The organism is Azospirillum sp. UFLA03-27 (genome assembly GCF_059803775.1).
In genome coordinates, this window is the sequence record NZ_JAUQTX010000216.1 from 1 (window position 1) to 11266 (window position 11266).

12 protein-coding genes are annotated in these 11266 nt (G+C 67.1%); 9 read left to right on the forward strand and 3 right to left on the reverse strand.

The features are described from left to right. The 5 genes from Q4I23_RS24915 to Q4I23_RS24935 all read left to right on the forward strand — a co-directional run. The coding region (locus tag Q4I23_RS24915; RefSeq protein ID WP_498528002.1) for a carbohydrate-binding domain-containing protein at nucleotides 1-2350 on the forward strand (2350 nt) is incomplete at its 5' end. A gap of 89 nt (nucleotides 2351-2439) precedes the next feature. After that, nucleotides 2440-2964 carry a hypothetical protein gene (locus Q4I23_RS24920; RefSeq protein WP_498528003.1) on the forward strand — a complete coding sequence of 175 codons (525 nt, stop codon included), beginning with the start codon at nucleotides 2440-2442 and terminating at the stop codon, nucleotides 2962-2964. A 47-nt stretch (nucleotides 2965-3011) separates the two neighbouring features. Then, nucleotides 3012-3794, forward strand: coding sequence for a phytochelatin synthase family protein (locus tag Q4I23_RS24925; protein WP_498528004.1), 783 nt, complete (start codon nucleotides 3012-3014; stop codon nucleotides 3792-3794). A 233-nt stretch (nucleotides 3795-4027) separates the two neighbouring features. Next, nucleotides 4028-4339 carry a DUF485 domain-containing protein gene (locus Q4I23_RS24930; protein WP_014198129.1) on the forward strand — a complete coding sequence of 104 codons (312 nt, stop codon included), beginning with the start codon at nucleotides 4028-4030 and terminating at the stop codon, nucleotides 4337-4339. Beyond that, nucleotides 4336-6006 carry a cation acetate symporter gene (locus tag Q4I23_RS24935; protein WP_498528005.1) on the forward strand — a complete coding sequence of 557 codons (1671 nt, stop codon included), beginning with the start codon at nucleotides 4336-4338 and terminating at the stop codon, nucleotides 6004-6006. The genes Q4I23_RS24930 and Q4I23_RS24935 overlap by 4 nt, the downstream gene beginning before the upstream one ends. Nucleotides 6007-6080: 74 nt before the next feature. On the opposite strand, the gene Q4I23_RS24940 is transcribed toward Q4I23_RS24935, so the two are convergent. Further along, on the reverse strand, nucleotides 6081-7175 hold the full coding sequence (locus Q4I23_RS24940; protein WP_454017198.1) for a TRAP transporter substrate-binding protein: 1095 nt from the start codon (nucleotides 7173-7175) through the stop codon (nucleotides 6081-6083). 189 nt (nucleotides 7176-7364) lie between these two features. Between Q4I23_RS24940 and Q4I23_RS24945 the strand changes: the two genes are divergently transcribed. Continuing rightward, nucleotides 7365-7877, forward strand: coding sequence for an OsmC family protein (locus Q4I23_RS24945; protein ID WP_498528006.1), 513 nt, complete (start codon nucleotides 7365-7367; stop codon nucleotides 7875-7877). A gap of 47 nt (nucleotides 7878-7924) precedes the next feature. Here the strand turns inward: Q4I23_RS24945 and Q4I23_RS24950 are convergent, their stop codons facing one another. Further along, a complete protein-coding gene (locus tag Q4I23_RS24950) occupies nucleotides 7925-8557 on the reverse strand; it encodes an MBL fold metallo-hydrolase (protein ID WP_498528007.1) in 633 nt (210 codons plus the stop codon). A 169-nt stretch (nucleotides 8558-8726) separates the two neighbouring features. On the opposite strand from Q4I23_RS24950, the gene Q4I23_RS24955 reads away from it, so the two are divergent. Together Q4I23_RS24955 and Q4I23_RS24960 are read left to right on the forward strand one after the other, a co-directional pair. Next, nucleotides 8727-9179, forward strand: a complete 453-nt coding sequence (locus tag Q4I23_RS24955; protein ID WP_014198135.1) for an RrF2 family transcriptional regulator — start codon at nucleotides 8727-8729, stop codon at nucleotides 9177-9179. Nucleotides 9180-9243: 64 nt separating this feature from the next. Further along, nucleotides 9244-10092 (forward strand): class I SAM-dependent methyltransferase, encoded by an 849-nt coding sequence (locus tag Q4I23_RS24960; protein WP_454017195.1) that lies wholly within the window; start codon nucleotides 9244-9246, stop codon nucleotides 10090-10092. 27 nt (nucleotides 10093-10119) lie between these two features. Here the strand turns inward: Q4I23_RS24960 and Q4I23_RS24965 are convergent, their stop codons facing one another. Further along, nucleotides 10120-11073 (reverse strand): hypothetical protein, encoded by a 954-nt coding sequence (locus tag Q4I23_RS24965; RefSeq protein WP_498528008.1) that lies wholly within the window; start codon nucleotides 11071-11073, stop codon nucleotides 10120-10122. On the opposite strand from Q4I23_RS24965, the gene Q4I23_RS24970 reads away from it, so the two are divergent. Next, the coding region (locus Q4I23_RS24970) for a hypothetical protein (protein WP_498528009.1) at nucleotides 11063-11266 on the forward strand (204 nt) is incomplete at its 3' end. The genes Q4I23_RS24965 and Q4I23_RS24970 overlap by 11 nt on opposite strands.

The following is an 11266-nucleotide window of genomic DNA, read 5'->3' on the forward strand; positions in this document are numbered from 1 at the left end:
ACCGAGATCTACACTCGCGTATAATCGTCGGCAGCGTCAGATGTGTATAAGAGACAGCGACTGGCCCCAGGCGCTGACGCCGACCGACATCGTCGTCACCGCCTGGGGCCAGTCGGCTGGCGGGGTGGCGCCGCACTTCAAGCTGCTGGTGGACGGCAAGGTGGTCGGCGAGGGCCGCGCCACCTCCAGCGACCCGCAACCCTTCCGCTTCACGGTCGATCTGGACGCCAAGGAAGCCCACAAGATCCAGATCCACTACGACAACGATTCCGTGGTGAACGGGCAGGACCGCAACCTGTACGTAAAGTCGGTGTCGATCAACGGCCACACCGTTGCGGCGACCGACCCCATCGTCACCTACGACAAGGGGGCGGTGGATGGAAAAGACGTGGTGAAGGGGCAGGAAGGGCTTTTCTGGGGTGGCGCTCTGAACGTCGATGCCCCGGCGTCGCTGTTCCAGCCGCCGGCCGAGCCGCCCCCGCCGCCGCCGTCCGGCCCGGCCTTCTACGTCGCGGCCAACGGCAAGGACACGTGGTCGGGCAAACTGTCCGCGCCGAACGCCGACGGCACCGACGGTCCCTTCGCCTCGCTGGAGCGCGCCCGCGACGCCATGCGGGACAGCGACGTCGACACGACCTATGTGCGCGAGGGCACCTACCGTCTGACCAAGACGCTGGAGCTGACCGGCGCCGACAGCGGCCACAGCTTCCGCAACTATCCCGGCGAGACGCCGGTGCTGAACGGGGCGGAGAAGGTCACGAACATCGTCAGCGAGGGCAACGGGATCTATTCCGCGAAGCTGTCGCAGGCCACCGACCTCGACCTGACCATCGGCGGCGTGCGCCAGACGCTGGCCAGCAAGGGCATCGTCGACGCCGACAACCCCACCACCACCGGCTGGTACTTCGCCGATGCGGCCAACGGCGGCCCCAGCGGCTGGTCGGTGCGCTACCACACCGGCGACATGTCGTCGGGCGACATCGTCGCCGGCATGAAGATCCAGTTGATGGACGCCGAGCGGCTGTCCGACACGCTGACCGAGATCGCAGGAGTCAACGACGCCACCCGCACCATCACGCTGAAGAACGGCACCTCGCTGCCCTTCGCCGAGGGGACGACCTACAAGCTGCTGAACAACCCGTCCTTCGTCGACCAGGCGGGCGAGTTTGCGTGGCGCGCGTCGGACAAGTCGCTGGTGTTCAAGCCGGAAAACCCGGCCACCCTGGCGCAGGACGGCGTCGAGGTGGCGCGGCTGGGCACGCTGATCCGCCTGAACGGCAGCAGCGACGTGACCATCGAGGGGCTGGGCTTCACAAACACCACCACCTGGGGCTACGCGGTGGAGCTGAAGGGGGCGTCGGGCAACAGCATCGGCAACAACAGCTTCCTCAACGTCGGCACGGCGATCAAGCTGACCGCGGCGTCCTCCAACAACCTGGTGGGCGGCAACACGCTGGAGCATCTGGCGGTCAACGGCATCGAGCTGGACGGGCGCAGCAACGGCAACACCGTCTACGCCAACGACATCTCCCACGTCGGCGAGGTGCGCAAGGGTGTGGCCGGGATCATCGGCACCGGGGTCGACAACAACCTGATCGCCCACAACGACGTGGACTCCAGCGCGCGCTACGGCATCTCGCTGAAGAACTGGGACTCCACCAACATCAACCGCAACAACGTCATCGAATACAACCGCGTCACCAATTCCAACCTGGAGACGGCGGACGGCGGCGGCATCGAGGTGCTGGGCCGGTCCAGCGTCGACACCGGCACGATCATCCGCGGCAACTGGGTGGAGAGCGTGGGCGGGCTGGCGACCAGCAACACCGACCAGTGGCTGACCAACCACAAGGGATTCGGCATCTATCTGGACGACATGGCCGGCGGCGTCACGGTGACCGGCAACTTCCTGAAGGACACCGGACTGGCCGGGGTGCACATCCACGGCGGCGACAACAACCTCGTCACCAACAACTTCTCGATCATCGCCAGCAACGCGGAGGAATTCATCCGCGTCGGCTGGGCGCCCAAGCACGGCGATCCCGGCCTGCCGCGCAACAACACCATCACCGGCAACGTCATCAGCGGAACGCTGCCGCTGGACGACTACATGGAGCTGCTGACCGCCGGAAACCCGGTGATCGACGGCAACCTCGTCCACAACGTGCCGCGCTATGGCGACAACGACGTGACGGGCAAGCCGCTGTTCAACAACCCCTATTGGGGCGACTACTCGCTGCAGGCGAACTCCCCGGCCCTGGCCATGGGCATCCATGACCTGGACTGGGCGATGATCGGCCACAGCGGCTACACGGCGTCGGACGGCATGCCGCATTTCTGGGACGCCTGATCCCCGGCCCGGACGGGGCGCAAGCGGGATCAAAAGCGGGCGGAGGCTTGTTCTTCCGGGACAGGTCCCCGGGGAAGGAGGCTCCGCCCGTGCTCCCGCGTCCACACGCCTTGCGGCGGTCCACCACCGTCCTTCTGCTCGCCGTGGCCGGGGGACTGGCGGGGTGCGCCGATCCCCGAGCCGACGTCGCGCTGGCCGCCCAAAGCGCGCTGGTCGGCATGCCCAAGGGAACGCTGCTGTCCTGCGCGGGCGTGCCGCACCGGCAGGCGACCAGCGGCGCCCTGGAGTTCCTCACCTACCGCGCGGGCTCCATCGATTACTACGCTCCGCCACCGCCACCGCCACCGCCGCCGATCGGCTATGGATGGGGATATCCGTGGGGCTATCCCGGCTGGCGTCATCGCGGGCTCGACTACGACCCGTGGGACTACTATCCTCCACGGGCTGGCGACGTGGTGGACAACCGGTGCGAAGCGACTTTCACTTTGAGGAACGGGGCCGTCGAGCAGCTGGTCTACCGGGCGTCATCGCTGGGCGCCTGCGCCGGGGTCGTGCAGAACTGCATGGCGCTGGTGCCGCAGAGCCTTCCGCCAAGGCCCACCCCGTCCGGCTAGAGCCGGCAGAGGCATCCACCGTGACACCATCGAGGAAAACGCCGGTGATGAAGGCACCGTTCCGCTCGGTTCTGCTGGCCCTGTGCGCCTTCGCGTGTCTGGCCGGTCCTCCCGCCGCGGCGCAGGACGCGCAGAGCGAGACGAAGCCGAAGTTCGGGCCGGACGCCGTGCCGATGACCCAGGACCGCGACTATCTGCGCCGGGCCGGGGCGCCGGACTTCTGGGCGATGATGCCCTACTACACGGCCCAGCAGACGGGCAGCGCCTGTTCGGTCGCCAGCGTGGCAATGATGATCAACGCGCTGCGCGGCCTGCCGCCGCTCTCGTCCAACCGGCTGGTCACCCAGGCGCGGGTGCTGAACGAGGTGGACGATGACGTGTGGAAGGCGGCCACCGCGGAGAACGGGGACGGCGTGTCCTTCGCCGACTTCGCCGGGCTGGTCCAGAGGTCGGTGGACGCCTTCGGGTTGGATGCCACGGTGGAGGTTTTCCGTCCCAAGGACACGTCGCCGGAAACGCTGGGCGAGCTGCGGCGCATCCTCGATGAGAACGAACGCGACGACAGCGACATCATCCTGCTGGCCTACGACCAGGGCACGCTGACCGGCGACGCCACGGTGGGCCACATCGCGCCGCTCGGCGCTTATGATGCGGAAAACCACCGGGTGCTGGTCATGGACGTGGACCGGCTGTGGTACGTGCCCTACTGGTCGAGCGACGAGAAGCTGCTGGAGGCTATGGTCAAGCCCGATCGCTCCGACCCCACCGGCAGCGGGTTGATCCATGTCCGGCTGAAGGATGTCCGGCTGAAGGGGCGGACGGCGGGATAACAGTGTTGACTCATGTTGCATCGCAGCGCGACCCGTTGTCGCATTCTGCACGTCAGGATCAACCGTCTTCCGGCTAATGATCAACTGTTATCCGGTTAAATGAGAACGGATTCGAGCGAATCTTTCGTCATTTTGTGCTATAAGAAATTTAATTTCGCTTTTTTGCTGCCATGCACCCAAGGTATTGCTGCGATGCGCAATGCCTGGGTTCCAAGAAAAAAGCGATAAAAACCATGTCCGACGAGATTTACGAGCGGGTGCTGTCCAACCCGAAGTTCGCCGCGATGACGGCGAGCCGCGCGCGCTTCAGCTGGCGGCTGGCGCTGATCGTCCTGGCGGTCTACTACGCCTTCGTGTTCGCCTCGGCGCTGGCGCCCGACCTGATGGCGCGCCCGCTGGCCGAGGGCATGACCTTCCCGGTCGGGCTGGCCGCCGGCATCGTCATCACGGTCTTCTGCTCGCTGATGACCGGCGTCTACGTGCTGCGCGCCAACAGCCGCTACGACGCGATGAACCGCGACCTGCTGAACGAGGTGGGCCGATGAGCGCCGCGCGTCTTCTGGCTTCCGCCTCCGCCGCGCTGCTGCCGGCGCTGGCGGCCGGGTCCGCCTTTGCCGCCGCCATCGATGGCGCGGTGGAGCGCCAGCCGGTCAATGTGACGGCCATCGCCATGTTCCTGCTGTTCGTCGCGGGCACGCTGGGCATCACCTATTGGGCGTCCAAGCGCACCCGCTCGGCGTCGGACTTCTACACCGCGGGCGGTGGCATCAGCGGCTTCCAGAACGGGCTGGCCATCGCGGGCGACTACATGTCGGCGGCGGCCTTCCTCGGCCTGTCGGGCATGGTCTTCGCCAAGGGTTTCGACGGGGTCATCTACACCATCGGTTTCCTGGTCGGCTGGCCGCTGATGCTGTTCCTGATCGCCGAGCGGCTGCGCAACCTCGGCCGCTTCACCTTCGCCGACGTGGCGTCCTACCGGCTGGGCCAGACGCCGATCCGCTCGCTGGCGGCGGTCGGATCACTGACCGTGGTCTGCTTCTACCTGATCGCGCAGATGGTCGGGGCGGGCAAGCTGATCCAGCTCCTGTTCGGCCTGGATTACACCTACGCCGTGGTGATGGTCGGCGTGCTGATGATCCTGTATGTGACCTTCGGCGGCATGCTGGCGACCACCTGGGTGCAGATCATCAAGGCGGTGATGCTGCTCGGCGGCTGCACCGTGCTGGTCGGGCTGGCGCTGGCGCAGTTTGGCTTCAACCCGGAGCGGCTGCTCCAGCAGGCCGTCGCCGCCCACGCCGCGAACGCCGCCATCCTGCGCCCCAGCGCCGCCATGGCCGATCCCATCGCCGCGGTGTCGCTCAGCCTCGCGCTGATGTGCGGCCCGGCGGGGCTGCCGCACATCCTGATGCGCTTCTTCACGGTTCCGGACGCCAAGGAGGCGCGCAAGTCGGTCGTCTACGCCACCGGCTTCATCGGCTACTTCTTCATCCTGACGGTGACCATCGGCTTCCTCGCCATCGTGATCGTCGGCACCAACCCGGCCTATCTGGACGCGGCGGGCAAGATCCTGGGCGGCGGCAACATGGCGGCCATCCACCTGTCCAAGGCCATCGGCGGCAACATCTTCCTGGGCTTCATCTCGGCGGTCGCCTTCGCCACCATCCTGGCGGTGGTCGCCGGCCTGACGCTGGCCGGCGCGTCGGCGGTCAGCCACGACCTCTACGCCCGCGTCATCAAGAAGGGCAACGCCACCGAGGCGTCGGAGATGCGGGTGTCGCGCCTCGCCACGCTGGCGCTGGGCGTCATCGCGATTACGCTGGGCCTGCTGTTCGAGAACCAGAACATCGCCTTCATGGTCGGTCTGGCCTTCGGTCTGGCGGCCTCGGTCAACTTCCCGGTGCTGATCCTGTCGATCTTCTGGAAGGGGCTGACCACGCGCGGCGCCTTCATCGGCGGTTTCGCCGGTCTGGTGAGCTGCGTCGCCTTCGTGGTGCTGGGGCCGACCGTGTGGGTCAGCGTCTTCAAGTTCCCGGCGCCGATCTTCCCCTACGAGCATCCGGCGCTGTTCTCGATGGTCATCGCCTTCGCGACGACCTGGCTCTTCTCGGTCACCGACCGCAGCGCACGGGCGGCGGCGGAGGCGAAGGCCTACGAGTACCAGTACATCCGCTCGGAAACCGGCCTGGGCGCGGCCGGCGCGGTTTCGCACTGACCGCGTGAAGAAAACGGCCCCTCTCCTTCGCCAGGAAGGGGAGGGGCCGTGCCTCTTTCAGGGCCGTGCTTTCCTCAGCGGCGCTGCGCCGACTGGGAGTAGACGTAGGAGTCGAAGCTGTTCTCGGCGACGCGGAACCACAGCCGCTCCTCGTCGCGGAAGGGCTTCCACGCCTCGTAGACCTTCTTGAAGCGCGGGTTCTTCGCCGACAGCTCGTCATACAGCTCGTTGGCGATCTTCTCGCAGGCCATCATGACCTCGCGCGGGAAGGCGCGGAGCTGGGCGCCGCCGGCGACCAGACGCTTCAGCGCCGCGGCGTTGACGGCGTCGTACTTGGCGATCATCCAGGTGTTGGCCTCCCAGCAGGCCTGCTCCAGGATCGTCTTGTAGGACTCGGGAAGCTGCTCCCACGCGGTGATGTTGATCATCAGCGGGATCTGGGCGGAGCCTTCCCACCAGCCCGGCGAGTAGTAGTATTTGGCGACCTTGTGGAAGCCCAGCTTCTCGTCGTCGTAGGGGCCTACGAACTCCGCCGCGTCGATGGTGCCGCGCTCCAGCGCCGGGTAGATGTCGCCGCCGCCGATCTGCTGCGGGACGAGGCCCAGCTTGCCCATGATCTGCCCGGCCAGCCCGCCGACCCGCATCTTGAGGCCGCTGAGATCCTCCACCGTCTTGATTTCCTTGCGGAACCAGCCGCCCATCTGGGCCGTCGTGTTGCCGGCGGGGATGTTGTGGATGTTGTGTTCCCGGAACAGCTCCCGCATCAACTCCAGCCCGCCGCCGTGCATCATCCAGGAGATGTGCTGGCGCGTGTTCAGGCCGAAGGGCATGGCCGTGTCGAAGCAGAAGGTCGGGTCCTTGCCGATGTAGAAATAGGCGGCGGACTGGCCGCACTCGATCGTACCGTTCTGCACCGCGTCCAGCACTTGGAGCGCCGGCACAATCTCGCCCGCCGCGAAGGTGCGGATCTGGAACTTGTTGTCGGTGGCGGCGGCGACCCGGCGGGCGATCAGCTCCGCCCCGCCGAAGATGGTGTCGAGGCTCTTGGGGTAGCTCGACGCCATGCGCCACTTGATCTCGGGCTGGCTCTGCGCGATGGCCGGTGCGGCGACGACGGTGCTGGCGGCCAGACCGACCCCGGCGCTGGCGAGGAAGGAACGACGTTTCATGGCGGGGAGAACTCCCTTCCCATTCATTATGTTTATGCCGCCGGTCTTAGCGGAAAACATCGGGGCGGGCCAGTGGCGCCGGCTGCGGAGCTGGGCTTCGCTTTGGGCATTGCCGGGATGGTGTTTGCGGTCCATCATCCGCCGGTCGCACAATAAAGAACCCGAACCGCGAAGAGGAAACGCACGGGCATGGATGCACAGGATCTGCGCGCGCTCCAGGCGCCGCTGAAGGACAAGTACAAGGACGCCCCGGAGTCGGCGGTGGTGACGCTGAAGGCCCGTGGGGCGCTGGACGATTCCGGCATCGCCTGCAAGGTCGAGACGGGCCGGGCGCTGGTGGAGGCCGGTCTGCATCCGGCGACCGGCGGGCCGGGCACGCAGGCCTGCTCCGGCGACATGCTGCTGGAGGCGCTGGTGGCCTGCGCCGGCGTGACGCTGAAGGCGGTCGCCACGGCGCTGGAATTCAAGCTGCGCGGCGGCACCGTGTCGGCGGAAGGCGACCTGGATTTCCGCGGCACGCTGGGCGTGGCGAAGGACGCGCCGGTCGGCTTCCGCGCCATCCGCCTGCGCTTCGACCTGGACACCGACGAACCGGCGGAGCGCATCGCCTCTCTGACCAAGCTGACCGAGCGCTATTGCGTCGTCTACCAGACGCTGGCCAACCCGCCGCCGATGGCGCTGTCCATCGAGACGGGGGCCTGATGAAAGGATGGCCGGTCCGGCGGGTCCGGGTCGGCCATTCCCCGCCGTCAGTCGTTGAGGAAGGGGTTGTAGAGGCGTTCCTCCTCGATGGTCGAGGTCGGGCCGTGGCCGGGGATGAAGGTCACGTCGTCGCCCAGCGGGAACAGCTTGCTGCGGATCGACTCGATCAGGTCGCCGTGGTTGCCCTTGGGGAAGTCGGTGCGGCCGATGGAGCCCTGGAACAGCACGTCGCCGACGATGGCGATCTTGCTCGGCTTGTGAACGAAGACCACATGGCCCGGCGTGTGGCCCGGGCAGTGGTGGACGTCCAGAGTCAGGTTGCCGACCGTCACCGTGTCGCCCTCCTCCAGCCAGCGGTCCGGCGTGAAGGAGCGGACCGGCGGGAAGCCGAACATCTGGCTCTGCATCGGCATGCCGTCGATCCAGAACTGGTCCTCGCGGTGCGGCCCCTCGACGGGGAGTTTCAACTCGTCGGCAAGGTCGGCGACGGCGCCGGCGTGGTCGATGTGGCCGTGGGTGACCAGGATCTTCTCCAGCGTCACACCCTTGGACTGGGCGGCGCGCAGGATGCGCGGAAGATCGCCGCCGGGATCGACGGCGGCGCCCTTCATCGTCTCCGGACACCAGAGCACCGTGCAGTTCTGCTGGAACGGAGTGACGGGAACGATGATGGTCTGCATGCCGCGTCCTTCGCCGGTCAATGATCAATGGTCAGAGGTCGATTCGTGCACGACCTTACGCGCCAGCGTTTTCCAGGGCAAGAACCGGTACCAATTCGTGGGCAACACGGCTATATGGAGTGCACTTTATCTTTATCCCATTCCGCCGCGGGGGGCGGTGCCGGACCGAATGCTGTCGCAAAAAGCCAAATACGCCCTGCGTGCGCTGATCATGCTGGCCGAACGGACGGATGACGAACTCGTCCTGATCGCCGAAATCGCCGAGCGGGAGAACATTCCGCGCAAGTTCCTGGAAGCCATTCTGGTGGAACTGCGCAAGCATGGCCTGCTGTTCGCCAAGCGCGGCAAGAGCGGCGGCTACCGTCTGGCGCGCCCGGCGGAGGAGATTTCCTTCGGCGAGGTGATCCGGTTGATCGACGGGCATCTGGCGCCGATTCCCTGCGCCAGCAAGAATTCCTTCCGTCCCTGCGAGGACTGCATCGACCCGCCGACCTGTTCGGTGCGCTGGCTGATGGTCCAGGTGCGCGACGCCACCGCGCAGGTGCTCGACAACCAGACCTTGTCCGACGCCCTGCGCCACCGTCAGGCGACCGGCGGCCTGCCCGTCAACTTCGACATCTGAGCACCCTGCGCTTGGCCGCATCGGAGCCGCCATAGTTCGGTGGGCCGATCATCCGAAAGCGGGAATGTCGCCGAAGGGCAAGGTCTTCTATGCTTCCGAGCATCCGGCGTCCGGTCTGGCGCCCCTGGGATGCTTCGGGAAGGAAACGATGTCGCTAGAGCAGGACCGGATGCGGCGTACCGGCGGGGACCGGACGCGCCTGGAGTGGTACGGGGCAAAGCTGTTCAGCCAATCCGATGAGGACGGCATCATCGCCGAAATCTTTCGAAGGATTGGCACGACCAACCGGGTGTTCGTCGAATTCGGCGCGGAAATAGGCACCGAGAACAACACGCGCGCGTTGCTCGAAGCCGGCTGGACCGGTCTGTGGATCGAGGGCAATCCCGATTACGTCGGCAGCATCAAATGGAATTTCCGGGATCGCATCAGGAAGGGCGCCCTGAGTTTCGTTGATCGCTACGTGACGCGGGAAAACATCAACCGCCTGATCGGCCGACCGAAATTCTGGGGTGGCGCCGGCATCCGGGGGGAGATCGATTTCCTGTCGATCGACATTGATGGAAACGATTATCACGTTTTCGAGGCCATCAACGTCGTCAATCCCAGGGTGGTGTGTCTGGAGCACAATCACTGCCATGCGCCGGGCGCCGAGTACATCATGTCCTATGACCCGGACTATCGATGGGGCGCCGGACGGACGGATTTCGGCGCATCGCTGACATCAATGGCGCAACTCGCTGGAAGAAAGGGATACACCCTGGTGGGTTGCGCGCTGTATGGAGCCAATGGCTTCTACGTCCGCAACGATCTGATCGAAGGGCGGTTCGAGGGTCCGTTTACTCCCGAACGGCTTTTCAACCCGCTGGACTATGAAAAAGTGGTGGCCTTCCCGCGGGCGCCGGGAATCGCCTGAACCGGATCGCACCGGTCCGGGCGGGTGTCAGGGTACCAGATCGACGGCGATGAAGACGCGGTCCAGCGCGCGGTTCGTCGCCTCGCGCAGGATTCCGGCCTCCAAAAGCTCGTCCACCAGAAGCTGGGCGCCGCGGAAGGTGCTGCCCAGCCGCTTCTGCACCCGCCGCACGGTCAGGGCGGGCTCCTCGAACAGGAGTTCCAACAGGTCCGGGGTGCGGGAGTTGCGGCGCTTGGCCCCCACCCGCTGCTGCCAGCCCTGCGCCGTACGGTCCAGGGACAGGGCGCGCTCCCGCTCCCGCCGCGCCGTCTCCGCCACCGTGTCGGCCAGCCACAGCCGCCATCCCTCCTCCCGCCCGCGGGCGGCGAGGCCGGCGGTCGTGCGGTCGGCGTGCAGGGAGACGGACATCGGCAGCCAGACGTTCGGTACCCGGCAGCAACGCGCCACCGCCAGCGCGCCCATCAGCCGGGCCGAGGGCACCGCCCAGGCGGGAATCCGCAGATCGGGCGCCGGGCGCAGCAGTTCGGCCAGCATGCCCACGCCTCCCAGCAGGGCCGGCGAGTCGCCGGCATGGTCCAGACGTTTGAGCAGGGTGGCGGCCTCCGCCTCCCGGTCCGCCGAGAAGGCCAGCCGTCCGGGATCGCGCCCCGACACCTCCGCCTGAAGGCAGCGCCACAGCGCCTCCGTCCAGCCCAGCGTCCAGGCCGGAGGCGCGTCGTCCGCGAAGGACGCGGCGTCGCCGTCGTCGTCATCCGGTGGGAAGGGGAAGCGGGCATCCGATCCCGCCTCCAGCTCCGCCACGGCGCGCCAGGCGTCGGCGGCGGCCCCGCCGGACGGCAGCGGCGCACGGGCGTTTCCCACATGGCGGGTGGGCGCGGCGATGACGCCTTGCGTGAACAGGGCGCCCTGCCACAGCGCGCGGACCGATTGGGCCGCTCCCCGCCCGGCGGTGGGGACGAGGTCGGTGCCGATGGTCGCCACCAGGAAGTCCGCCGGGTCCACCGCCACGCCGTCGAGCCGCGCCGCCGCGCAGGACTCCCGGCGCGCCGCGTCAGCCCACAGCCGCCGCCGGCGTGCGGGGTCCTGGACCACCTCCGCCAGCCGGCCGAGCGCGCGTTCGGCCTCCAGAAGGGCTGTCTCTTATACACATCTGACGCTGCCGACGATTATACGC